The sequence below is a fragment of the Streptomyces sp. NPDC058576 genome (genome assembly GCF_042718715.1).
GTDB lineage: Bacteria > Actinomycetota > Actinomycetes > Streptomycetales > Streptomycetaceae > Streptomyces.
On record NZ_JBHXPF010000076.1, the window covers coordinates 1 to 23,280 of the forward strand.

Sequence of the window (23,280 nt, forward strand, 5' to 3'; positions counted from 1 at the left end):
GTCGGCCGCACCCGCGCCGCGCGCGGCCCGGGCCGGGCGGGCGGCGGCCGGGAGGAGTTGGCCCTTCAGGGGGCCCCATTCGTTCGGGTCGGGGACCCCGGGCGGGAGCATCGCGCGACGCTTGGGACCGGTGTGGCCCTCCGCCGGCTCCCCCGGTTCCTTCGCCCCTGGCCAGGCCTTGGCGACGCGTGCGGCCAGGACGAAGTCCTTGCGCAGCGGGTGGCCCTCGAAGCCTTCCGGAAGGAGCAGGGGTACGAGATGGGGGTGGCCGTCGAACGCGACGCCGAACATCTCGTGCGTCTCGCGCTCGTGCCACGCCGCGCCCGCGTACACGTCGATGGCGCTGGGCAGAACCGCCGCGTCGTGCGGCACGGTCGTCCGTACCATCAGCCGCCGCACCGTGCCCGTGCCCAGGGCCGCGACATGGGCGCAGACGCGGAAGCCGACGCCCGGTTCGTCCACGGCGCTGAGCCAGTCGAAGTAGCTGCACCCGAGTTCGTCGCGGGCGGTCGCCAGCGCGGTGAGCCAGGCGGTGGCGGGGACGTCGACGGTCAGCAGGTCGTACGCCGACTCCGCCGTGGCCTCGTCGCCGAACAGGTCGGTGACGGCGTCCGGCAGCCGGTCGTAGGCCTCGGCCGCCGCGGATTTCGCGTGCCTGTCGCGGTCGCTCATCGCCGCTCCTCCTCGTCCGATTGCGAAGCCGCCGCCGGCGCGGCGACCAGGCCGCTGCGCAGGGCCTCGGTGGACGGGCCGCCGCTCGTCGCCCCGGAGGCGTACCGCTCGGCGAGGGACTCGCGCGCGATCTTCTCCTGGAGCTTGAGGATGCCCTGGAGCAGCGCCTCGGGCCGGGGCGGGCAGCCGGGCACGTACACATCGACGGGGATGATCTGGTCGACGCCCTTGGTCACGGAGTACGAGTCCCAGTAGGGGCCGCCGCAGTTGGAGCAGGCGCCGAAGGAGATGACGTACTTCGGCTCGGGCATCTGCTCGTACAGCCGCTTCACGGCCGGGGCCATCTTGTCCGTCACCGTGCCGGACACGATCATGAGGTCGGCCTGACGGGGCCCGGGGGCGAACGGGATCACGCCGAGCCGGATGAAGTCGTGGCGCGCCATGGACGCGGCGATGAACTCGATGGCGCAGCAGGCGAGTCCGAAGTTGAAGACCCAGAGGCTGTAGCGGCGGCCCCAGTTGAGGACGACCTTCATCGGCTCCGGTGCGAGCCGGGAGAGCACGCCGAGGCGCTTCGGCTCGGGGAGGAGGACCGGGTCGGACGGGGGCGGGGGCGCGGGCTGCTGCGACGCGGGGGTCGGCCGGCTCGTCAGGCCCATGCGAGGACGCCCTTCTTCCATGCGTAGAGCAGTCCCACGGCCAGGAAGCCGAGGAAGATGAACATTTCGACCAGGGTCGTCGCCCCGTATCCGGGCGCCGCGAACACCGTGGCCCACGGGAACAGGAAGATGGAGTCGACCGCGAAGATCACGTACAGGAACGCGTAGACGTAGTAGCGGACCTGGGTGTGCGCCCATCCCTCGCCGACCGGGTCGACGCCGCATTCGTAGGTGAGCAGCTTCTCCGGGGTGGGGACGACGGGGCGCAGCAGCCGGCCGGCCCCGAAGGCCACGGCGACGAACAGGACGCCGACCAGGGCGAGCAGGCCGATGACCGAGTAGCTCTGGAAGTACTCCGAGGCGAGTGCGGTGGCTCCGTCCACCGGCACGCCGGACACCCCGGTCATGCCCGCCGCGTCCGCCACGCCGGTCACGTCCGTAACGTCGGCCACGTCCGCCCCCCGCTCCCTCTTCGTCAGCGCCTGTCCCGCGTGCCTGTTCTGTGCGCACGGGTTCTGTACGCACGGGAGTCTAGGGCCTGCTAAACGGAGCGTAAGCAGCCGCGTCGGGCATCAGGTGGGGTTATCCCTACTTCACCCCACCCATGAGCCCCATGGTGTGCGCGGGCACGGCCCGGCAGGCTGTGGGTATGACCATGAGCCCTTCCGGTCCGGACCCCGACCGGCCGCCGCCCGCCCGCTTCGCCTTCGACCGGTGGACCTGGCGGGAGATCGCGTATCTGCTGGCCAATCTGCCGTTGGCCGTCGTCGGGTTCGTCTGGACGGTGCTCGTGATCGCCGTCGGCGCCGGACTCTCCGTCACCGTGGTCGGTCTGCCGCTGCTGGTCGGCGGGCTCCAGGGCTCACGACTGCTGGGCCGGCTGGAGCGGGGGCGGGCGCGCGGGATGCTCGGTGTACGGGTCGACGAGCCGAGCCCGCCGGCGCGCGGCCACCGGGACCAGGGGTTCTTCGTCCGGCTCTGGACGGGGCTGAAGGACCCGGTGGGCTGGCGAGCGTTGTTGTACGGGTTCATCCGACTGCCGTGGGGGGTGCTGACGTTCGCGGTGACCCTGGTGAGCCTGTTCGTCCTGTGGCCGGTGCTGCCGTTCATCGCGCGGGGGCTGACGGCGGTGGACCGGGCGATGGTGCGCGGGCTGCTGTCTCCCTCGGACGAGCTGGAGCGGCGCATCGCCGAGCTGGAGTCGGACCGGGGCGTGGTCGTCGACACCGCCGCCGCCGACCTGCGCCGCATCGAACGCGACCTCCACGACGGCGCCCAGGCCCGCCTGGTCGCCCTCGCCATGGGGCTCGGCCTGGCGAAGGAGAAGCTCACCGACGACCCCGAGGCCGCGGCCCGCATGGTCGACGAAGCCCACGGCGAGATCAAGGTGGCCCTCCAGGAACTGCGCGACCTGGCCCGCGGCATCCACCCCGCCGTCCTCACCGACCGCGGCCTGGACGCCGCGCTGTCCGCCATCGCGTCCCGCTGCACGGTCCCGGTCAAGGTGTCGGTGGGACTTCGGGGGCGTCCGGCGGAGGCGATCGAGGGGATCGCGTACTTCACCGTCTCGGAGCTGCTCCAGAACGTGAGCAAGCACAGCGGGGCACGGTCGGCCACCGTCGACGTGTGGCGTTCGGGGGACCGGCTGATGCTCCAGGTCACGGACGACGGCGGGGGCGGAGCCCGGATGGACGGCGGCTCGGGGCTGGCGGGGCTCGCCGAGCGGCTCGACGCGGTCGACGGGGTGTTCGTCGTGGACTCGCCGGAGGGCGGGCCGACGACCGTCACCGCCGAGCTGCCCTGGCGCGACCGGACCGCGCGACCCGACCGCATGACCGCCTGACCGGAAGGGGGTAGGGAAAACCCCCGGTCGGATACGGAGAGGGACCTCATGGTGCGGAAGGCCGTCGGCCAGCACCCTGGAGGGAGAACGGGGGAGGAACGGTCCGTGTGACAGGACGCCTCCGGCGCCACCGCGGCGCACGCCCCATGTACAGCCCACTGAGAGACTGAGACAGAGACGGAACGGACGGGACTCATGGCCACGGCATACGGACCGGACACGAGGGACCGGAAGCACGAGGGTTCCGCCCCCGGCTTCGGGACGAGGACCCCGGCGAAGCATTTCCTCCCCGCGCCGCTGCGTGCGCCGCTGGAGGCCCGTGCCTGGCGCGAGCTCCTCTACGCGCTGCTCAGCTTCCCGCTGAGCACGGCGATGTTCGTCTTCGCGGTCACCATGACCTCGTTGAGCGCGGGACTGCTGGTCACCTTCATCGGGATACCGGTGCTCGCGGCCGGCCTCGCCGTCTGCCGGGGTTTCGGGGCGCTGGAGCGGCACAGGGCGCGCGCGCTGCTGCAAGTGGAGGTGGCGAATCCGGAGCGGGTGCGGGGGAAGACCGGCGGCCCGATGTCCTGGATGGGCGCGGTTCTCAAGAGCGGGGTGTCCTGGCGGCACCTGCTGTACACGCTGCTGCACTTCCCGTGGGCCACGTTCACGTTCGTCGTCGCGATCACGTTCTGGACGTACGGCCTGGCGGCGCTGACGTATCCGCTGTGGTTCTGGCTCTTCCCGGTGTTCGGTGGGCAGGACGGCCTCCAGCTGTACGGGGACCGCACCCACCAGGAGTATCTGGACTCGCCCGCCGAGCTGGCGGTGACGGGGGCGGTGGGCCTGGTGCTGGTGCTGGCGGCGCCCTGGATCGTGCGGGGTCTGCTGTCGGTGGACCGGCTGATGGTCACCGGTCTGCTGGGGCCGTCCCGGCTGGCCACCCGGGTCTCCGAGCTGGAGTCGGACCGGGGTGTGGTCGTCGACACCGCCGCCGCCGACCTGCGCCGCATCGAACGCGACCTCCACGACGGCGCCCAGGCCCGCCTGGTCGCCCTCGCCATGGATCTGGGCCTGGCGAAGGAGAAGCTCACCGACGACCCCGAGGCCGCGGCCCGCATGGTCGACGAAGCCCACGGCGAGGTGAAGGTGGCCCTCCAGGAGCTGCGCGACCTGGCCCGCGGCATCCACCCCGCCGTCCTCACCGACCGCGGCCTGGACGCCGCGCTCTCCGCGATAGCCTCCCGCTGCACCGTGCCCGTGACCGTCGAGGTGGACCTGGACTCGCGGCCGGCGCAGGCGATCGAGGGGATCGCGTACTTCACCGTCTCGGAGCTGCTCCAGAACATCAGCAAGCACGCCCGTGCGACCCGGGCCACGGTCGATGTGTGGCGGGCGGGCGACCGGCTGATGCTCCAGGTCACGGACAACGGCCGGGGCGGGGCGTCGCCGGCCTCGGGCGGCGGCCTGGCCGGGCTGACGGAGCGGTTGGACGCCGTGGACGGGGTCCTCGTGGTCGACTCCCCGGCCGGCGGCCCGACGACGGTCACGGCCGAGCTGCCCTGGCGCGGCTGACCGGAGCGCGCCTCCCCGCCCGGACGGTCACGGCCGAGCTGCCCTGGCGCGGCTGACCGGAGCGCGCCTCCCCGCCCGGACGGTCACGGCCGAGCTGCCCTGGCGGGGCTGGCCGGAGCGCGCCTCTCCGCCCCCTCCCGTCCTCCGCCCCCCTCCGTCCGCTGTCCCGGTCGTCCCCTGTTCAGCTCGGTTCTCCTCGGGTCCCCTGTTCTCCTCGGGGCTCCTCCCCCGCCCGCCCCCGGCTGCCCCCTTGCCTCCTCTTCGCGTCCGTGCGCCCTGCCACCCTGCTCCCGGTCCGCGTGGGTTATCCACAGGCCCCCCATCCGTGTCCGGGTCCTGGGATGCTTGGGCGGACGGGGCGCGGCGCGCGGTGGTAGGGCGTGGTGCGTGCGGGGTCGCGGGGAACGCGGCATATTCGAACAGTGGGGGAACTGGCAGTCGTGGAGAACGTGGAGAACAGGGTGCGCGTGGTCATCGCCGAGGATTCGGTCCTGCTCCGGGAGGGGCTCACCCGTCTGCTCACCGATCTCGGGCACGACGTGGTCGCCGGGGTCGGTGACGCGGAGGCGCTGCTCAAGACCGTGGCAGAGCTCGACGCCGAGCAGGCGCTTCCCGATGTGGTGGTCGCCGATGTGCGGATGCCGCCGACGCACACCGACGAGGGGGTGCGCGCGGCGGTTCGGCTGCGGAGGGACTACCCGGACGTCGGGGTGCTGGTCCTCTCCCAGTACGTGGAGGAGCAGTACGCCACCGAGCTGCTGGCGGGCAGTAGCCGCGGGGTGGGGTATCTGCTGAAGGACCGGGTGGCCGAGGTCCGCGAGTTCGTGGACGCGGTGGTCCGCGTGGCGCAGGGCGGGACGGCGCTGGACCCGGAAGTGGTGGCCCAGTTGCTGGGACGCAGCCGCAAGCAGGACGTGCTGGCCGGGCTGACGCCGCGCGAGCGGGAGGTCCTCGGTCTGATGGCCGAGGGCCGGACGAACTCCGCGGTCGCCCGGCAGCTCGTGGTGAGCGACGGGGCGGTCGAGAAGCACGTCAGCAACATCTTCCTGAAGCTGGGGCTCTCCCCCAGCGACGGCGACCACCGGCGCGTCCTCGCGGTGTTGACCTACCTGAATTCCTAACAATCTGACACCCTGTCAGATACTGGAGTGTCCGGATACCTGAACACCTGAGCACCTGGACGCCCCGGCATCCAGGCGCCCCGGCGCCCATGAGTGTCCTGAAGTACTTCGGGAGCGCTACGGGAGCGCTTCGGGGGCATTGCGCAGGAGCCGGGGTGTCCGGCGAGCGCCGGAGGGGCACCCCTGATCAAGGGGGGCCGAGGAGGCCCGAGGTCGAGGCCAGGGGCCACGGAGGGCCGAGGAGGGCCGAGAGGGGAGAGCGCGGGGGCCTAGGTCAAAAGGCCCAGGGGGCAGGCATCTCCATCTCATGATCGGGGGCTGGCAAAACGTGACAAGCCTTACTAAAAGGGTGTCTCAAAACGGCGTCCACCATATGATCGGTCCCTGGAGGGCCACCTACGCGGACGTAGGGTGGCCTCTGGGATCGCCGGCTGGCCGGACGGTTCCGAACCGCCGCCCAAGGGAGGTCCAGTTCAGTGACGAGCCAGGTCAGTAGCGCGGCAGAGAAGGCCGATGAGGCCAATGACGCCATCCTCGGGGGCCAGCGAGCCCCTCTGCCAGGTACGACGGGAACCACGGGCGGCGACGGAAAGGAAGTTCGCCGCCTGGACCGGGTGATCATCCGCTTCGCGGGTGACTCGGGTGACGGTATGCAGCTCACGGGTGACCGGTTCACCTCGGAGACCGCTTCCTTCGGCAACGATCTCTCCACCCTGCCGAACTTCCCGGCCGAGATCCGTGCTCCCGCAGGCACGCTGCCGGGAGTCTCTTCCTTCCAGCTCCACTTTGCCGATCATGACATTCTGACCCCGGGCGACGCCCCGAACGTCCTGGTCGCGATGAACCCCGCCGCGCTGAAGGCGAACATCGACGACGTACCGCGCGGCGCGGAAATCATCGTGAACACCGACGAGTTCACGAAGCGGCCGATGGCGAAGGTGGGGTATGCGACCAGTCCGCTGGAGGACGGTTCGCTGGAGGCCTACAACGTCCACCCGGTGCCGCTGACGACGCTGACGCTGGAGGCGCTGAAGGAGTTCGGGCTCCCCCGCAAGGAGGCCGAGCGGTCCAAGAACATGTTCGCGCTCGGGCTGCTGTCGTGGATGTACCACCGGCCGACCGAGGGCACGGAGACGTTCCTGCGGCAGAAGTTCGCGAAGAAGCCGCAGATCGCCGAGGCGAACGTGGCCGCGTTCCGAGCCGGGTGGAATTTCGGCGAGACGACCGAGGACTTCGCGGTCTCCTACGAGGTCGCCCCGGCGTCGCAGGCCTTCCCCACCGGCACCTACCGCAACATCTCGGGGAACCTCGCCCTGTCCTACGGCCTGATCGCCGCCGGGCAGCTGGCGGACCTGCCGCTCTACCTGGGCTCGTATCCGATCACCCCGGCCTCGGACATCCTGCACGAGCTGTCCCGGCACAAGAACTTCGGCGTCCGGACCTTCCAGGCCGAGGACGAGATCGCCGGGATCGGCGCGGCGCTCGGTGCGGCGTTCGGCGGGGCGCTGGGCGTCACGACGACGTCCGGCCCCGGGGTGGCGCTGAAGTCGGAGACGATCGGTCTCGCGGTGTCGCTGGAGCTGCCGCTGCTGATCATCGACATCCAGCGCGGCGGTCCGTCCACCGGGCTGCCGACCAAGACCGAGCAGGCCGACCTGCTCCAGGCGATGTACGGGCGCAACGGCGAGGCCCCGGTCCCGATCGTGGCCCCGCAGACCCCGGCCGACTGCTTCGACGCCGCGATCGAAGCGGCCCGCATCGCCCTGGCGTACCGGACCCCGGTCTTCCTGCTCTCCGACGGCTATCTCGCCAACGGCTCCGAGCCCTGGCGCATCCCGAAGACGGACTCGCTGCCCGACCTCAAGACGCCGTTCGCCACCGCGCCGAACCACACCCTGGCCGACGGCACCGAGGTCTTCTGGCCCTACAAGCGCGACCCGCAGACCCTGGCCCGCCCCTGGGCGGTCCCCGGGACGGCCGGCCTCGAACACCGCATCGGCGGGATCGAGAAGCAGGACGGCACCGGCAACATCTCCTACGACCCGGCCAACCACGACCTCATGGTCCGCACGCGCCAGGCGAAGATCGACGGCATCGAGGTGCCCGACCTCCAGGTCGACGACCCGGCCGAGGCCCGCACGCTGGTGCTCGGCTGGGGATCGACGTACGGCCCGATCACGGCCGCCGTCCGCCGGCTGCGCGCCGCGGGGGCGCCCATCGCCCAGGCCCACCTGCGCCACCTCAACCCCTTCCCGAAGAATCTCGGCGAGGTACTGAAGCGCTACGACAAGGTCGTCGTGCCGGAGATGAACCTCGGCCAGCTCGCGATGCTGCTGAGGGCGAAGTATCTGGTGGACGCCCACAGCTACAACCAGGTCAACGGAATGCCGTTCAAGGCCGAGCAGCTCGCCGCGGCCCTCAAGGAGGCCATCGATGCCTGACACCGACGAACTGCGGCACAACGAACTGCTGCAGCTGGTGCCCAAGGCCGAGGCGAAGCAGTCCATGAAGGACTTCAAGTCGGACCAGGAAGTGCGCTGGTGCCCGGGCTGCGGCGACTACGCGGTCCTCGCCGCCGTCCAGGGCTTCATGCCCGAGCTGGGTCTCGCGAAGGAGAACATCACCTTCGTCTCCGGCATCGGCTGCTCCTCCCGCTTCCCGTACTACATGAACACCTACGGGATGCACTCCATCCACGGCCGGGCCCCGTCCATCGCGACCGGACTCGCCACCTCCCGCCGGGACCTGTCGGTGTGGGTGGTCACCGGTGACGGCGACGCGCTCTCCATCGGCGGCAACCACCTCATCCACGCCCTGCGCCGCAACGTCAACCTCAAGATCCTGCTGTTCAACAACCGGATCTACGGGCTGACGAAGGGCCAGTACAGCCCCACCTCCGAGCTGGGCAAGATCACCAAGTCGACGCCGATGGGATCGCTCGACGCGCCCTTCAACCCGGTGTCGCTCGCCATCGGGGCGGAGGCGACGTTCGTGGCACGGACGGTCGACTCCGACCGCAAGCACCTCACGAGCGTGCTGCGCGCGGCCGCCGAGCACTCGGGCACGGCGCTGGTGGAGATCTACCAGAACTGCAACATCTTCAACGACGGCGCGTTCGAGGTCCTCAAGGACAAGGAGCAGGCCGCCGAGGCCGTCATCCGCCTCGAACACGGGCAGCCGATCCTCTTCGGCTCCCAGGAGCCCAAGGGTGTCGTGCGCGATCCGGCCACCGGCGATCTGAAGGTGGTGGCCATCACGGAGGAGAACCGCTCGCAGGTCCTCGTCCACGACGCCCACGCGGAGTCGCCCACGACGGCGTTCGCGCTGTCCCGGCTCGCCGACGCCGACACCCTGCACCACACCCCGATCGGGGTGCTGCGCAGTGTCGAGCGGCCGGTCTACGACACGCTGATGTCGGACCAGCTCGACGCCGCCATCGAGCGCGACGGCAAGGGCGACCTCGGCTCGCTCCTCGCGGGCAACGACACCTGGACGGTCATCGGCTGAGACCGGGCGAGGACCGTACGCGCGCCGCCCGGGGCCCGGGCCCGATCCCCCACGGGATCAGGCCCGGGCCTCGTCGTATGCCTCGCGTGCCGCCTGCACCGCGTCCACCTGGCGTTCGGTCCAGCGGGCGAGCGCCCACACCTGCTCGGCTGCCTCGATGCCGAGCGGGGTGAGCGTGTAGTCCACCCGTGGCGGGATCACCGGCTTCGCGTCCCGGTGCACGAACCCGTCACGCTCCAGCGTCTGGAGGGTCTGGGCCAGCATCTTCTCGCTGACGCCGCCCACCGAGCGCCGCAGTTCGCTGAAGCGGTACGAACGCTCCAGCAACGCCGCCAGAACGAGCACGCCCCAGCGGCTCGTCACATGTTCCAGGATCAGCCGGGACGGGCACATGGGCTGCTTGACGTCCGCGATCACACTCACTGCCATGCCAGTACCTTACTTCAAAGTGGGTACTTTCTGATGGTTAGCGCTTCCCTTAGGGTTGTGGGTGAAGCACGGCGGGCCGGTCCACCGGAACGCCCGCCACCGGAACCCCCGCCCACCGAAACAGCGCGAAATCGGAGCCCCCCATGAGCATCGTTGTCACCGGAGCCACTGGCGCGCTCGGCCGCCTCGTCGTCGACGCCCTACTGACGACGGTCCCGGCCGGCGAGGTCGTCGCGGTCGTGCGCGACAAGGAGAAGGCCGCCACGCTCGCCGCCCGCGGAGTGGAGCTGCGCATCGCGGACTACAGCCGCCCCGAGACCCTCGCCGGAGCCTTCCGGTCCGGCGACCGGGTGCTGCTGATCTCCGGCAGCGAGGTGGGCAAGCGGGTGGCGCAGCACACCGCGGTCGTCGACGCGGCGAAGGCGGCGGGCGTCGCCCAGCTCGCGTACACCGGCATCCTCGGCGGACCGGACGCGGACTTCACGCTGGCCGACGAGCACCGGGCCACCGAGCAGCTGATCCTCGACTCCGGACTGCCGTACACCTTCCTGCGCAACGGCTGGTACACGGAGAACTACACCGCCAACCTGGCCCCGGTCCTGGAGCACCGCGCGGTCGTCGCCAACGCGGGCGAGGGCCGTATCGCCTCCGCCACCCGGGCCGACTACGCCGCCGCCGCGGCCGCCGTGCTGACCGGCGACGGCCACCTGAACACCGCCTACGAGCTGAGCGGCGACACCGCCTGGTCGCTGGCGGAGTACGCCGCGCTGCTGTCCGAGCTGACCGGCGGGACGATCGCGTACAACAACGTCCCGGCCGCCGCACACCAGGAGATCCTTGTCGGCGCGGGGCTGCCCGAGGGCTTCGCCGCGATCCTCGTCGACGTGGACGAGGCGATCGAGCGCGGCCGGCTGGCGGGGACCAGTGGGGACCTCGCCCGGCTCATCGACCGCCCGACGACGCCCCTCGCCGAGACCGTACGCGCCGCCCTGTCCGCCGCCTGAGCCTCGACGCGCCCCCGCTCCCATCCCCGCCCCACCTCGCCGCACACAGCACTGTCATGAGTGTTTCCATGAGACGGCTATGACACGAAGCCCTTCCGGCGCTACCGTCGTGCCGTCGGCGGATCCGTCGGCGGATCCGCCGGTGCGAGCGGGCCGGGAGGGCACGTGGAGGGGAAGATCGTGGAGGGCAGGAACGAGCAGCGGGCAGGCCTGCTGTACGGAATCGGCGCGTACGGGATGTGGGGCCTGGTCCCGCTGTTCTGGCCGCTGCTCGAGCCGTCCGGGGCGATGGAGATCCTCGCCCACCGGATGGTCTGGTCGCTGGCCGTCGTCATCGTCGCCCTGCTGGTGGTACGCCGCTGGGCCTGGATCGGCGAACTGGTCCGCGACCGGCGCAAGCTGGGCCTGATATCGGTCGCGGCGGCGACGATCACGCTCAACTGGGGCCTCTACATCTGGGCCGTGAACAACGGCCAGGTCGTCGAGGCCTCGCTCGGCTACTTCATCAATCCGCTGGTCACCATCGCCATGGGCGTCCTGCTGCTGGGCGAACGGCTGCGGTCCGTCCAGTGGGCGGCGGTCACCATCGCCCTGGCGGCGGTACTCGTTCTGGCGATCGGGTACGGCAGGCCGCCGTGGATCTCGCTGGTGCTGGCGTTCTCCTTCGCCACGTACGGACTGATCAAGAAGAAGGTGAACATGGGCGGCCTGGAGTCCCTGGCCGCCGAGACCGCCGTGCTCTTCGTGCCCGCGCTCGGCTTCCTGCTCTGGCTCGCCGCCACCGGCGAGTCGACGTTCACGGCCGGGGGCGCGGGGCACGGGTTCCTGCTCGCCGCGACGGGCATCGTCACCGCGATCCCGCTGATCTGCTTCGGCGCAGCGGCGATCCGGGTGCCGCTGTCCACGCTGGGGCTCCTCCAGTATCTGGCCCCGGTGTTCCAGTTCGGGCTGGGCGTCCTCTACTTCAAGGAGGCGACGCCGCCCGAGCGGTGGGCCGGGTTCGCCCTGGTCTGGCTGGCGCTGTCGCTGCTGACCTGGGACGCGTTGCGGACCGCTCGGCGCAATCGGGCGCTGGCGGTACGGCTGCTGGCGACGGCGGCCGCCGCACCGGCCAACGCGATCCCGGACCCCACGCCGACACTGCCGGGCCCCACGGAACAAAAGGTTACCTAGTTGCTTTTCTTACTCAGTTGCGTTTTCCTGGTCCCGCACGGAGCCGGGAGAGCGCGACCGAAGGAGAAGCATGGGCATGACCGACGTACTCATCGTGGGAGCGGGACCCACCGGGCTGGTGCTGGCCTGCGATCTGGCCCGGCGCGGGGCCGCCGTACGGATCGTGGACCGGTCCCCCGCGCCGCCGCGCACCTCGCGCGCCAAGGGCCCCAACCCCCGGTCCTTGGAGATCCTGGACGATCTCGGGGTGGCCGAGGAGGTGCTCGCCGCCGGTTCGGCCCCGCTGCCGATGCTCAAGTACCGCCACCGCCTCCCGGTCGCGGAGGCCGATCCGTGGGCGGACTCCGCGCCGTCCCCGGACGCCCCGTACGACCGGGGACGGCTGATCGCCCAGTGGCGGCTGGAGGAGATCCTCCGCGACCGGCTGGCCGGGTACGGCGTCCGCGTCGAGCTGGGCCGCGAGGTCGTGGGGCTGACGGAGGTGGCCGGCGGGCCGCATGTGGACGTGACGTTCCCCGAGGGCCGGACGGAACGCGCGCGGTACGTCGTCGGGTGCGACGGCGCCCACAGCTCCGTACGGAAGGTGCTCGGGATCGGGTTCGAGGGGACCACCGCCGAGGACCAGGTGATGGTCTGCGGCGATGTCGACCTGGCCGAAGGCGCCCTGGACCGCACCCGCTGGCATCAGTGGTTCGACGCGGACGGCGCGGTCATGCTCTGCCCGATCCCCGGTACGCGGACGGGCTGGTGGTTCCAGGCCGGGCCGGAGCGGGACGGGCGGGGCCGGCCGCTCGCGCCCACCGCCGACGGGTTCCGGCGGCTGCTCGCCCGCCACACCGCACTGCCCGGCCGGGCCCTGACGCGGGCCGAGCTGCTGTCGACGTACCGGGTCAACGTGCGGATGGCGGACCGGTTCCGCGCGGGGCGGGTCTTCCTCGCGGGCGACGCGGCGCACGTGCACGCCGTCGCGGGCGGCCTCGGGATGAACACCGGCATCCAGGACGCGTTCAACCTGGGCTGGAAGCTGGGCCTGGTGCTCGCCGGTCACGCGGGCGTGGAGTTGCTGGACACGTACGAGGAGGAGCGGCTTCCGGTGGCCGCCCGGACCCTGGACCTCACCTCGGAGCGGCTGCGGGCCACGCTGGAGGCGATCCGCCGGCCCGGCGGCGGCCTGGACGCGGCGATCACCTCGGACACGACCGGACTGGGCGTCGGCTACCGCTGGAGCTCCCTGGCCGCCCACCGGCCCGGAGACGGCGCGTCCGACGCTCCGGCCGCCGGGGATCGCGCGCCGGGCGGCGAGGTCCCCGCCCCGCAGGCCGGGGACCGGGCCCCGGACGCCCCGTGCACCGATGCCGGGACCGGGGCTCGCACCCGGCTGCATCGCGTCTTCGCGGGTCCCGGCACCACCGTCCTCGGCTTCGGCCCGGGCAGCGCGGCGGTCCTGCGCGAGCTGGCGGACGCCTACGGCGACGCCGGGGTGCGGACCTGCCGGGTGTACGCGGCGCACGAGGACCGGGGCGGCGCGCAGCCGGCCGCGGTGGTCGACGACACGGGGCACGCGGCCGCCGCGTACGCCGCCCACGCCGGAACGGGAGCTTCCGGCGATACGGGCCCGGGCACCGTCGTGGTCGTCCGCCCCGACCACCACGTGGGCGTGTTCGCCCCGGGGGACGACGCCGGCCCGGTACACGAGTATCTGCGCCGGCTGCATGGAGCGGGCCGGTCCGCGGAACAGTCCACCGGGCCGTCCACCGGGCCCTCCACGGGACTGCCCACGGAACGGTTCCCCGGCATGGTGGACGCCGTGCGGTAAAGGCTGATTGAGTGCCCGGATGGGGACTGTCCTGGGGGCCATGAGGAACGTGCGGTGGCACGAGCTGCAGCACGCGTACGGCTCCGCGTCCCAGGTTCCCGGTGTGCTGTCGCGGATCGCCTGGGGCGACGCACCGTCGTCGGACGAGGCCCTGAACGATCTGGAGCGGTGGATCGGCACCCCGCCCGTCTTCGACTCGACGGCGGCGACGGTGCCGTTCCTCTGGGAGCTGGCGGCGACGGACACGGTCAGGGACCGGGCGGGCGTGCTGGACTTGCTCGCCACGATCCTGGCCGCCGGCAATCCCGAGCACCCGACGTGGACCCGCGCGGCACACGAGGCGGTGGCGGAGGGGCGCGCCACGGCCGTTCGGCTGGCCGCCGCGCCGCATGCGCCCGTCGCACGCGACGTACCCGACACACCCGAGGTCGGGGGCCCCTCCCCGGCGCAGGCCGTCCGCACGGCGGCCACGCGTCTGCTGGCCGCGATCGACCGGCACCGATGCTTCGCCTGTCCCGCCCCACCGCCACGCGGGACCTAGGGCCCCTCAGGTCAGCTCGGCCTCGACCCGGTCCATCACGCTCTTCCAGTGCGTACGGCGCTCTTCGCGCTCCTCCGCGCTCGCCAGGCGCTCCTGATGAAAGCGCAGCACGGTCCGGTCCTCGGAACTGCCCGCCGTCACGGCCACCTGAAGGGTGGAGGTCCCGTGGGTGAGGCGGACCCGGTCACGGGCTCGGTAGCTGCGGATCTCGCCCTCGATGCCGTCCGCCGTCCGGTACGGAGCGCCCTTCTCGGTGGGCAGCGGGCCGTCGAGGCCGAGCCAGAGCGCGGCGCCCTCCGGTGCGGTGACGAAGTCCCATACGGCGGACGGCGGCCGGTGGATGGTCCGGGAGACACCGATCTCCCAGCCCGCGTCCTGCGTGAGTCCGGTCGGCATGACAGTCCCCTTCGTCGGTCGACTCATCGGTCGATTCGCCGTTTCGCTGGTCGATTCGCTGGTCGATGCGTTGGTCGATGCGTTGGTCGATGCTCGTCAGTCGGCGGCTTCACTCGTCGGAGGCGGCGAGCCCGGTGCGGTGAGCCGGGCACGGTGGGCGCGGACCTTGTGCCGGTTGCCGCAGCGCTCCATCGAGCACCAGCGGCGCTTGCCGGGGCGGGAGGTGTCCACGAACAGCAGCCGGCAGTCGTGCGCGCCGCAGGTGCGGATCCGGTGGGCGTACGCCCCGGTGAACAGGTCGACCGCATCGCGGGCGACGGTGGACAGCAGCCCGGTCCCGGTGCCTCCGGGCGTCCATGCCCGCGCGCCGCCCACGGTCAGCCGGGACGTCAACGACGGCCGCGCCGCCGCGTCGTTGAGGGTGGCGAGGTCGTCCGGGTCCGGGGGCGCTTCCCGCACCCAGCCCTCCGTGAGCCGCCAGAGCGCATCGCGCAGCGCACGCGCGTCCGCCACCTCCGCCGCGCTCACGGCGAGCCCGCCACCGGAACCGGAACCGGAACCAGATCCGGAACCTGCGCCGAGCCCGCCCGGCAACCGGCTCTCCTCCGCCCAGCGCACCAGGTCGGCCGGCTCGTGCAACACCTCGAAGTACGACAGGGGGCCGGGGCCGCCGGTCGGCAGCAGCTCCAGACACAGCGCGCCCGGATCGAAGCGGAACGAGCTGCCGTCCGGATGCCGCAACAACAGCCCCGGCGTGTCCATTGCCGTCCCGTTCATGTAACCACTATAAACGGTTTCCATGACACAGACACTGTCCTGGAAGCTTGTGATCGACAGCGCCGACCCGCACGCGCAGGCCGGATTCTGGGCGGAGGCCCTGGGCTATCTCGTCGAGGACAACAGCCCGTTGGTCGAGCAGTTGCTCGCGGCCGGGGCCGTGCCCGAGGCCATCACGACCCGCGCCCACGGCCGCCGTGCCTGGCTCGACCTCGCGGCCGCCCGGCACCCGGACGACCCGTATGACGAGGTCAGCGGTACGGGGCAGGGGCGGCGGCTGCTGTTCCAGCGGGTGCCGGAGCCGAAGACGGTCAAGAACCGCCTCCACATCGACGTGCACTCCGCCCCGGGTCAGCGCGACGCGGAGGCCGAGCGGCTGACGGCGCTGGGCGCGCGGGCGCTGCGCACGTACGACGAACAGGGCGGGAGCTGGATCGTCATGACCGACCCCGAGGGCAATGAGTTCTGCCTGAACTGAGCGCCGGCCCACCCGGATCGAGCGCCCGGGCCGGGCCGCTCACTCGGGGGCGACGGCCCGCCGTACGCACGTACGCAGCAGGGCGCGACGCTGCTCGTGGGCGTCGGCGGGCTCGTCGGCCGACGCCGCGTAGACGTTGCTCACCGGCGACCAGGCCATCGACATGGCGATCACCATGGCCATCACGTCGAACGGATCACCCGGCCGCACCCGCCCGGCCTCCTGCGCCTCGGCGATCAGCCGCAGCTTCCGGTCGTCGAGCCGGCGGCCGTCCCCCACGAGATGGCCGGTGGGCCTGCGCTCCAGGCGCGCCCAGGTGGCCAGCCGGATGAGGTCGGGCCGGCGGAGGTATTCGTCGTAGAGGCGGACGGCCCAGTCCGCGAGGTCGTCCGCGTCGATCGGGACGACGTCCGTGATGCGCTCCATCGAGGCGAAGAAGATCGCGTCGAAGAGCTTTTCCTTGTTGCCGAAGTACGCGTACAGCTGGGCCTTGTTGGTCTGCGCGGCGGACACGATCCGCTCGATGCGCGCCCCCGCGATCCCGTACTGGGCGAATTCCTGGGTCGCCACGTCGAGGATCCGCTGATACGTCGCGGCTCCGCGGGTGGTCGTGGGCTGGTCCGCCATGCCCCGACGCTATCAAACAGAACAGTTGGTTTGCCGATCGGGTCGATCGCGCCTACGCTCGGAGGAGTCGGATAGACCGAACAGTCTGTTTAAGGAGATGCGCCATGCGTACGACGACCGGCTGGCTGGCGGACGCCTCCGTCACCCCCGACGGCCGCAACGGCTTCGCGGCCCCCGAGGGCTCCGCGAGCCCCGAACACCCTGGCGGCACCGCACCCGAACTGCGGCGCAGCTCGCTGGAACGCCGCGACCTGCGCCCCGACGACCTCGCGGTCCGGGTCGACTTCTGCGGCGTCTGCCACACCGACCTGCACGCCCTGCACGCCCTCAGCGAGCGGGCCACTCTCGTACCGGGTCACGAGTTCACCGGCATGGTGACCGCGACCGGTTCCGCCGTGACCCGCTTCGCGGTCGGCGACCCGGTGGCCGTGGGCAACATCGTCGACTCGTGCGGCACGTGCGCCATGTGCCTGGCGGGCCAGGAGAACTTCTGCCACACCTTCCCCACGCTCACCTACGGCGGATCCGACCGGCAGGACGGCTCGACCACGCTCGGCGGCTACTCCCGCGAGTACGTCGTCCGCGAAGCGTTCGCCTACGCGCTGCCGGCCGGCCTCGACCCGGCGGGCGCCGCTCCCCTGCTCTGTGCGGGCATCACCGTCTGGGAGCCCCTGCGCGCACTGGGCGTGGGGCCCGGCAGCCGGGTGGCCGTGGCGGGTCTCGGCGGCCTCGGGCACCTCGCGGTGAAGATGGCGGTCGCCCTGGGCGCGACCACCTCGGTCATCAGCCGCGCACCCGACAAGGCCGACGACGCCCGCCGCCTCGGCGCCCACGGGCTCGTGGTCTCCACGGACGAGGCACAGATGGACCGGGCCCGGGACAGCTTCGACGTCGTCATCGACACCATCTCCGCGCCGCACGACCTCGCCCCGTATCTGCGCCTGGTCGCGCTGGACGGCACGCTCAGCCTCCTCGGACATCTGGGCACGGTCGAGGTGAACGCGATGGACCTGCTGGTGGGCCGCAAGAAGCTCGGCTCGGCGGGCAGCGGCGGACGCCCCGCGACCGCCGCCATGCTGGAGTTCTGCGCCGAGCAGGGCATCACCGCCGATGTGGAGGTGCTCCCCTCGGCCCGGGTGAACGAGGCGCTGGAGCGCCTCGGCCGCAACGACGTCCGCTACCGGTTCGTCCTGGACCTGTCCGACCTGGACGCACCCGCGCCCGCGTCCACGGCAACCGCGCCGGGCGACCGGTCGCAGACGGACTGAACGGCCCGCCCCCGCCTCAGGACGGCCGGGGCTCCCGCAGCCCGCGCAGCAGCAGCTCCACCAGCCGTCGCGGGTCGTAACGCGGGTCGTCGTCCCGCCCCACGCACAGATTCCCGACGCCGCGCATCAGCTCATAGGGCGCGGTGCCGGGCCGGACCTCCCCCGCACCGACCGCCGCGTCGAGCAGCTGCCCGCAGACGGGCACCAGGCGGTCGAGGAAGTAGGCGTGCAGCGCCTCGAAGCCGCCGCTGTCCGAGCGCAGCGCGTCCGCGAGCCCGTGCTTCGTGACCAGGAAGTCGACGAAGAGGTCCACCCACCGCTCCAGCGCGGTGAACGGGGACTTCTCCTCGGCCAGCAGGGCCGGCCCCGCCTCGGCACAGGCTTCGACCTGGTGGCGGTAGACGGCCACCACCAGATCCGCCCGGGTCGGGAAATGCCGGTAGATCGTGCCCATCCCGACCCCGGCCCGCTGGGCGATCTCGCGGATCGGCGCGTCGACCCCCGAGGTCACGAACACCTCGGCGGCGGCGGCGAGCAGCGTCCGCTGATTGCGTACCGCGTCGGCCCGCTTCGGTCGGGCGGACGCCCCTGCGGCTTCATCGGCGGCAGCCACCGCGCACCCCTCTCCTCACCTGGATCCATCGCCAGGCATCGCCGTTGACAAAGCGGAACAGCGCTCCGTATCGTAAATGGAACAACGCTCCGCTTCACTTTAGCCGAAGCAGGACGCTTCCACCCCCCTGCCCTGCCATCCTTCTCATCCACGGCGGGGGCCTCCCGGAAGGGCTTCCCCATGCGTACGTCCACACCTCGCACGACAGACGCCGTCGGACGACCCGCCTCCCCCGTCCTGTCCGTCGCCCCGCTGGTGCTGCCCACCCCTGACCGAGCCGTGGACCTGGAGTTCCGCGTCTCCCTGCCCCTGACCGCCACGGAGGCGCCCGGGAACGGGAACCGGCTGCCGGTCATCCTGCTCTCGCACGGCCAGGGCCACTCGAACAACCTCTCCTCGCTCAACGGCTACGCCCCGCTCGTCGCCCTCTGGGCAGCGCACGGGTTCGCCGTCATCCAGCCGACCCACCTCAGCTCGACGACGCTGGACCTGCCGCCCGAGACCCCCGGCGCACCCATGCACTGGCGCTCCCGCGCCGGGGACATGGCGCGCCTCATCGACCGGTTCGACGAGATCGAGGCGGCCGTGCCCGGACTCGCCGGCCGCCTGGACCGGGAGCGGATCGCCGTCGCCGGGCACTCGATGGGCGCCCACACGGCGGGCCTCCTGCTGGGTGCGAGCCTCACGGATCCGGACGACGGTACGGAGGTGGAGCTGGCCGATCCCCGGATCAAGGCGGGCGTGGTGCTGGCCGGACCCGGCCGGGGCGGCGACGCGATCACCCCGCCCATGGCGGAGGCACTGCCGTTCCTCACCACCACGGACTTCTCCCGGATGGCGACACCCACGCTCGTGGTCCGGGGCGAGAAGGACGAGTCCGGCCATCTGACGGTCATGGGTCCGGACTGGCACGCCGACCCGTACACCCTCGCCCCCGGCCCCAAGACCCTGCTCACCCTCTTCGAGGCGGAACACGGCCTCGGCGGGATCTCCGGATACGACGTCGCCGAGACGACCGACGAGAACCCCGCGCGCGTCGCCGCACTCGCCCACCTCACCTCGGCCTACCTGCGCGGCGTGCTGTACGCCGACGACGCCGCGTGGCGGACGGCCGTCGAGGCGCACGCGTCGGGCCCGGACGCGTTCGGCCGGGTCGAGTCCAAGTAGGCAGACGGGTCGGGTCGGGTCGGGTCGGCGCACGGCAGCAGCCGGAACAGCAGGGTGGCCCCCGCGGTTGAGCCCGGCGGGAGCCACCCTGTTCGTGCTGTCGCCGCCCGTCCGGGCGGGACGTCCTAGGCGAAGTAGCGCACGGTGCCGCGCAGGGCGGCCTCCGCGTTCTCACAGTGCTGCGTGAAGGTCGCCGCGAACGCCTTCACCTCGCCCGTCGCGTCATCGGTGACCAGCCGGGTCAGCTTGAACTCGCCGGTGGAGAGGTTGCATCCACGGGAGAAGCCCGACACGTCCAGCCCCGCGATCCCGTCGCCGCTGAACCGCTCGGCCCGGTAGACCCGGCCGGCGACGAGCTTCTCGCCCTCCGGCGGCGCCAGCCGCACCGACCAGTCGGCGCGCTTGCCCGACGCCCCGTAGGTGAGGTACTCATCCGTCCCCTGCACACCGAACGTGCTGGTGGAACCGGTGTAGGTGTTCTTGGTCCCCTGGCCGACCCAGTCGCCCGCGTCACTGTCGTACGCGAAGGAGAGCGGCAGCGCCCGGTACTTGACGGTGCCCTTGAGCGGCGGGGCGTCGGCGTTCTCGCAGTGCTGGGTGAACGTGGCGTCCAGCAGCGTCACCGTGCCCTCGGCGTCGTGGGCGACCTGGTTGACGGTGAACTGCCCGTAGACCTCGTTGCAGCCCCGGCCGTCACCGCTGATGTCCAGCCCGGGAGAGCGTCCGGTGCGGAAGGCGGCGCGTTCGGCGTTGCGGTACACGCCCGGCTTGAGCAGTTCGCCGCGCGCTCCGGCGAGCTCGATCGTCCAGGTGACGTCCTCGTCGGAGACCCACACCCGGATGAGCCCCGGGTCGAACTCGGCAGGGTTCTCGGCCACCACATTCGCCCGGGGGGCCTTGTACGAGCCGGTGCCGCCCTGCCCGATGTAGTCGCCCGGCGCGCTGTTGAAGGTGTACGAGCTGACCGGTTCGGTTCCCACCCCCGCGGCGGCCGCCGGGGACGCGGCAAGCCCGACCGCTCCGGCCAGCACCAGCAGAGCGGTCGCCCCGCTCGCCACGCCTCTTCGCCACCGTGTGAACGTTCCTCGCATGTGCCCCACCCCTCCTCGGAGCCCCATCTGAGCCCCCGACCTCCTCTACCCCCGGAACACGCCGCCTTCACGCCAGCACCACATTTGGCCGGTTCTCGGCCATGGGGCCAGAACTCAGCGCCGATAACGACCAGTTGGACCCGGCCTCACCTCAGCAACGTCGTCCACCGGCACCGCCGCCACCGCCGTCGCGGTCGCGCCGCACCTCCTCCCGGATCCGCTCCGCCATCAGATCGGCCAGCGGATCGGTCACGTCCCAGGAGTGCGCGCCCGGGTGCCGGTCGTACAGCACGCAGGCATCCCCGTCCTTGACGGAGAGCTGATGGATGGCGGCCGGGCACGGCAGCAGTTCGACGAAGCGGAACTTTCGTCGCCCGTCGGCATCGGCCCAGAACATCCACAGGTCCCGCCCGGCGGCGGGCGACGCGGACCAGAGCTGGGCCGCGTGCTCGACCCCTTTCCCTCCCTCGTGCTCGCCGAGTTCGCACATCAGGAATGCGTCCAGTTCGGGCGCTTCCGCGCTCTGGCCGGGCCCGTCCGCCAGACCCATGAGCGCGACCCGCGCGCCCATCTCGGGGAGTTCGGTGAAGGCGGTGCACTGCAACATGGCTCTCATCCTTGCCGGTACGAGGGGGAAGAGGTACGGGTGGCGACCAGGGGGCGCATGACGAGCCCGTACCAGGACGCGGCGTCCCGGGCGACGAACTCGTACGGCAGCCCGTCCGCGAGCCGCCCCAGCGCGTAGTCGTGCTCGCGGAAACTGGCCGCCCAGGACCGGAGTTCGGCCGGTGCGTCGCGTCGGCCGCCCGCGTCGACCGGATACAGCGCGCGGCCCGGAACCCAGGGGGTGTACGGGTCCGGATCCAGCGCGTCCGCGAAGCGCCGGGCCTGTCGCCGCAGCCAGCGGAGGGCCAGCCGCCGCGTCGGTACGAGGATCCCGCCGAGCCGGACGGACCGGGCCGCGTCGCCGCCGTGGCTCTCGGCGACGTACCAGGTGGTGTGCGGCCGGGAGGCGTTCACAGGACCTCACCCCGGCTGCGGGCGTTGAGCCGGGCGGTCCGGGCCCGGAGCTGCTCCATGAGGAGCGCGGGCCGGACCTGATGAGGCTCCGCCTCCCACTCGACCCCACCACCGACGGGCCGGAGCGACCAGCGGGCGCCGGCGACCCCACGGAACTCGCCCACGCGGTCGCCGTGACCGGTGTCCACCACGAGCGCTCCGAGGGCCGGAAGGCCGGGAGGCTGCTGCGCATTCGGGCAAACGTTCTCGCCGTACACCTATCGCTCCTCTCTGTAGCCGTACGACTACCGGGGCGATTCAGCGTGGCCTACCGTGAGGAGCCATTCAACTTGCCTATTCGGCACGGAAGATCGGGGGTGAGGTCCGTGAACCTCAAGGAGTTGAACCCGGAAAGTTCCGCGCAGGCGGCCTACGGTGCACGTCTGCGCGACTTACGGGAGAAGCGGGGCTGGACACAGGAGGGGCTGGGGGACCGCAACGGCTACTCCAGCACGCACATCTCGTCCGTAGAAACTGGCCGCAAACTCGCGACCTTGCGCTTTTCGCGTAGTACGGACCGGGCGTTGGAGCTCACCGGGACCGAGGCGTCGTTCGAGCGCGAACTGGGCCAGATCAAGCACGGCAGCCTGCTGGAGGGCTTCCCGGAGTTCCTCGGTTACGAGCGCCGGGCGGCGGAGATCCGGCTGTACGAGGTCGGCGTCATTCCGGGTCTGCTCCAGACGCCGGCGTACGCGACGGTCCTGGCGGACAGCGTCGTCAGGCGACAAGGGATCACCGCCGACCAGGCGCAGGAACGGGTCGCGCTGGTCGCGGAACGCCAGGCGGCTCTGGTCCGGGAGAAGCCGCCACTCGTCTTCGCCTTGCTGGACGAGAGCTGCCTCCGCCGACCGGTCGGCGGACCGGCAATCATGCAGGCGCAGATGGACCATCTCGTCGAGTTCGCAGAGCAGCCAAACACGGTGGTCCAGGTGGTGCCCTTCACCATGGGAGAGCACCGCCCGTTCAGTCTGCCGATCACCATTCTGACCATGCCCGATCGCTCCCTCATGTCGTACGCGGAGTCGGCGCAACAGGGCTATTTGGAGCGCGAAAGTGGCTCGGTGGTACCGCATCTGACGGCCTACCATCAGATGCAGGCGGTGGCGCCTTCCCAGGCGGCGTCCGTTGACATGTTCAGGCAGTTGCGAAAGGGCACCCCGTGACAACCGAGACCCCCCGTTGGTACACGTCCTCGTACAGCGAAAACGGCGGCCAGTGCGTCGAGGTCGCCACCAACCTCGCCGCCCCGCACGGCATCGTCCCCGTCCGCGACTCCAAGAACGTCAGCGGCCCGGCCCTCACCCTCCCCGCCGCCGCGTTCAGCGCCTTCGTGGCCGGCGTCCGGGCCGGAGACTTCGGCGCCGTCTGAGCCATCCGAGCCGGCAGAGCAACAGCCCCACCATGCATGCACGGTGGGGCTTTGCCGGTGCCGCCCGCCCTCCTTGCCCTCCACCGCGCTTGAGGTCCTACGGTCGCCGTGAG

General features: G+C 71.7%; 26 protein-coding genes. 14 read left to right on the forward strand and 12 right to left on the reverse strand.

Features of this window, described 5'->3' with window-relative positions:
- The 3 genes from ACFWRV_RS32560 to ACFWRV_RS32570 form a co-directional block, all read right to left on the reverse strand.
- Window positions 1-672 (reverse strand): NADH-quinone oxidoreductase subunit C (locus ACFWRV_RS32560; protein ID WP_384339518.1); only part of this gene is annotated, 672 nt, incomplete at its 3' end.
- Window positions 669-1,331, reverse strand: a complete 663-nt coding sequence (locus tag ACFWRV_RS32565) for an NADH-quinone oxidoreductase subunit B (protein WP_384339519.1) — start codon at window positions 1,329-1,331, stop codon at window positions 669-671. The genes ACFWRV_RS32560 and ACFWRV_RS32565, both read right to left, overlap by 4 nt.
- A complete protein-coding gene (locus ACFWRV_RS32570; protein ID WP_383063435.1) occupies window positions 1,322-1,738 on the reverse strand; it encodes an NADH-quinone oxidoreductase subunit A in 417 nt (138 codons plus the stop codon). Before ACFWRV_RS32570 ends, ACFWRV_RS32565 begins: the two co-directional genes overlap by 10 nt.
- A gap of 242 nt (window positions 1,739-1,980) precedes the next feature.
- Between ACFWRV_RS32570 and ACFWRV_RS32575 the strand changes: the two genes are divergently transcribed.
- The 5 genes from ACFWRV_RS32575 (at window position 1,981) to ACFWRV_RS32595 (ending at window position 9,359) form a co-directional block, all read left to right on the forward strand.
- Entirely contained in the window at window positions 1,981-3,174 is a 1,194-nt protein-coding gene (locus tag ACFWRV_RS32575) for a sensor histidine kinase (RefSeq protein ID WP_384339520.1), read from the forward strand.
- A 195-nt stretch (window positions 3,175-3,369) separates the two neighbouring features.
- Complete coding sequence (locus ACFWRV_RS32580; RefSeq protein WP_384339521.1) at window positions 3,370-4,731, forward strand: sensor histidine kinase; 1,362 nt, start codon at window positions 3,370-3,372, stop codon at window positions 4,729-4,731.
- A 461-nt stretch (window positions 4,732-5,192) separates the two neighbouring features.
- Window positions 5,193-5,852, forward strand: coding sequence for a response regulator (locus ACFWRV_RS32585; protein ID WP_384339547.1), 660 nt, complete (start codon window positions 5,193-5,195; stop codon window positions 5,850-5,852).
- Window positions 5,853-6,328: 476 nt separating this feature from the next.
- Window positions 6,329-8,293, forward strand: coding sequence for a 2-oxoacid:acceptor oxidoreductase subunit alpha (locus ACFWRV_RS32590; protein WP_384339522.1), 1,965 nt, complete (start codon window positions 6,329-6,331; stop codon window positions 8,291-8,293).
- The gene (locus ACFWRV_RS32595; protein WP_384339523.1) at window positions 8,286-9,359 is read left to right on the forward strand and encodes a 2-oxoacid:ferredoxin oxidoreductase subunit beta; all 1,074 of its coding nucleotides are present in this window, start codon (window positions 8,286-8,288) and stop codon (window positions 9,357-9,359) included. The genes ACFWRV_RS32590 and ACFWRV_RS32595 overlap by 8 nt, the downstream gene beginning before the upstream one ends.
- A gap of 57 nt (window positions 9,360-9,416) precedes the next feature.
- Here the strand turns inward: ACFWRV_RS32595 and ACFWRV_RS32600 are convergent, their stop codons facing one another.
- Complete coding sequence (locus ACFWRV_RS32600; protein WP_384339524.1) at window positions 9,417-9,788, reverse strand: winged helix-turn-helix transcriptional regulator; 372 nt, start codon at window positions 9,786-9,788, stop codon at window positions 9,417-9,419.
- 143 nt (window positions 9,789-9,931) lie between these two features.
- Here ACFWRV_RS32600 and ACFWRV_RS32605 point away from each other — a divergent pair, with 143 nt between their 5' ends.
- The 4 genes from ACFWRV_RS32605 to ACFWRV_RS32620 all read left to right on the forward strand — a co-directional run bounded on the left by ACFWRV_RS32605 (window position 9,932) and on the right by ACFWRV_RS32620 (window position 14,322).
- Entirely contained in the window at window positions 9,932-10,792 is an 861-nt protein-coding gene (locus ACFWRV_RS32605) for an SDR family oxidoreductase (protein WP_384339525.1), read from the forward strand.
- Window positions 10,793-10,972: 180 nt separating this feature from the next.
- Window positions 10,973-11,965 carry an EamA family transporter RarD gene (gene rarD / locus ACFWRV_RS32610; protein ID WP_384339548.1) on the forward strand — a complete coding sequence of 331 codons (993 nt, stop codon included), beginning with the start codon at window positions 10,973-10,975 and terminating at the stop codon, window positions 11,963-11,965.
- A gap of 70 nt (window positions 11,966-12,035) precedes the next feature.
- A complete protein-coding gene (locus ACFWRV_RS32615; RefSeq protein WP_384339526.1) occupies window positions 12,036-13,781 on the forward strand; it encodes an FAD-dependent monooxygenase in 1,746 nt (581 codons plus the stop codon).
- 19 nt (window positions 13,782-13,800) lie between these two features.
- Window positions 13,801-14,322: a hypothetical protein gene (locus ACFWRV_RS32620; protein WP_384339527.1), complete on the forward strand. Its 522-nt coding sequence runs from the start codon at window positions 13,801-13,803 to the stop codon at window positions 14,320-14,322.
- A 6-nt stretch (window positions 14,323-14,328) separates the two neighbouring features.
- On the opposite strand, the gene ACFWRV_RS32625 is transcribed toward ACFWRV_RS32620, so the two are convergent.
- Both ACFWRV_RS32625 and ACFWRV_RS32630 read right to left on the reverse strand, forming a co-directional pair.
- The gene (locus ACFWRV_RS32625) at window positions 14,329-14,718 is read right to left on the reverse strand and encodes an SRPBCC domain-containing protein (protein ID WP_384339528.1); all 390 of its coding nucleotides are present in this window, start codon (window positions 14,716-14,718) and stop codon (window positions 14,329-14,331) included.
- Between the two features lie 96 nt (window positions 14,719-14,814).
- Window positions 14,815-15,495 (reverse strand): CGNR zinc finger domain-containing protein, encoded by a 681-nt coding sequence (locus ACFWRV_RS32630; RefSeq protein WP_384339529.1) that lies wholly within the window; start codon window positions 15,493-15,495, stop codon window positions 14,815-14,817.
- A 22-nt stretch (window positions 15,496-15,517) separates the two neighbouring features.
- On the opposite strand from ACFWRV_RS32630, the gene ACFWRV_RS32635 reads away from it, so the two are divergent.
- Window positions 15,518-15,973: a VOC family protein gene (locus ACFWRV_RS32635; protein ID WP_384339530.1), complete on the forward strand. Its 456-nt coding sequence runs from the start codon at window positions 15,518-15,520 to the stop codon at window positions 15,971-15,973.
- Between the two features lie 39 nt (window positions 15,974-16,012).
- Here ACFWRV_RS32635 and ACFWRV_RS32640 read toward each other — a convergent pair whose 3' ends face one another.
- Window positions 16,013-16,600 (reverse strand): TetR family transcriptional regulator, encoded by a 588-nt coding sequence (locus ACFWRV_RS32640; RefSeq protein WP_384339531.1) that lies wholly within the window; start codon window positions 16,598-16,600, stop codon window positions 16,013-16,015.
- Window positions 16,601-16,704: 104 nt separating this feature from the next.
- Between ACFWRV_RS32640 and ACFWRV_RS32645 the strand changes: the two genes are divergently transcribed.
- Window positions 16,705-17,868, forward strand: coding sequence for an NAD(P)-dependent alcohol dehydrogenase (locus ACFWRV_RS32645; protein ID WP_384339532.1), 1,164 nt, complete (start codon window positions 16,705-16,707; stop codon window positions 17,866-17,868).
- 16 nt (window positions 17,869-17,884) lie between these two features.
- Here ACFWRV_RS32645 and ACFWRV_RS32650 read toward each other — a convergent pair whose 3' ends face one another.
- Entirely contained in the window at window positions 17,885-18,481 is a 597-nt protein-coding gene (locus tag ACFWRV_RS32650) for a TetR/AcrR family transcriptional regulator (RefSeq protein WP_384339533.1), read from the reverse strand.
- 180 nt (window positions 18,482-18,661) lie between these two features.
- On the opposite strand from ACFWRV_RS32650, the gene ACFWRV_RS32655 reads away from it, so the two are divergent.
- Window positions 18,662-19,648: an alpha/beta hydrolase family protein gene (locus ACFWRV_RS32655; RefSeq protein ID WP_384339534.1), complete on the forward strand. Its 987-nt coding sequence runs from the start codon at window positions 18,662-18,664 to the stop codon at window positions 19,646-19,648.
- 125 nt (window positions 19,649-19,773) lie between these two features.
- On the opposite strand, the gene ACFWRV_RS32660 is transcribed toward ACFWRV_RS32655, so the two are convergent.
- From ACFWRV_RS32660 to ACFWRV_RS32675, 4 genes are all read right to left on the reverse strand, one after another.
- Complete coding sequence (locus ACFWRV_RS32660; RefSeq protein ID WP_384339535.1) at window positions 19,774-20,706, reverse strand: hypothetical protein; 933 nt, start codon at window positions 20,704-20,706, stop codon at window positions 19,774-19,776.
- Window positions 20,707-20,890: 184 nt separating this feature from the next.
- Window positions 20,891-21,346: a hypothetical protein gene (locus ACFWRV_RS32665; protein WP_384339536.1), complete on the reverse strand. Its 456-nt coding sequence runs from the start codon at window positions 21,344-21,346 to the stop codon at window positions 20,891-20,893.
- 5 nt (window positions 21,347-21,351) lie between these two features.
- The gene (locus tag ACFWRV_RS32670) at window positions 21,352-21,759 is read right to left on the reverse strand and encodes a hypothetical protein (protein ID WP_384339537.1); all 408 of its coding nucleotides are present in this window, start codon (window positions 21,757-21,759) and stop codon (window positions 21,352-21,354) included.
- On the reverse strand, window positions 21,756-22,016 hold the full coding sequence (locus ACFWRV_RS32675; protein WP_384339538.1) for a hypothetical protein: 261 nt from the start codon (window positions 22,014-22,016) through the stop codon (window positions 21,756-21,758). The genes ACFWRV_RS32670 and ACFWRV_RS32675 overlap by 4 nt, the downstream gene beginning before the upstream one ends.
- 108 nt (window positions 22,017-22,124) lie before the next feature.
- On the opposite strand from ACFWRV_RS32675, the gene ACFWRV_RS32680 reads away from it, so the two are divergent.
- Entirely contained in the window at window positions 22,125-22,961 is an 837-nt protein-coding gene (locus ACFWRV_RS32680) for a Scr1 family TA system antitoxin-like transcriptional regulator (protein WP_384339539.1), read from the forward strand.
- The gene (locus ACFWRV_RS32685; protein WP_384339540.1) at window positions 22,958-23,167 is read left to right on the forward strand and encodes a DUF397 domain-containing protein; all 210 of its coding nucleotides are present in this window, start codon (window positions 22,958-22,960) and stop codon (window positions 23,165-23,167) included. Before ACFWRV_RS32680 ends, ACFWRV_RS32685 begins: the two co-directional genes overlap by 4 nt.
- Window positions 23,168-23,280 lie beyond the last annotated feature (113 nt).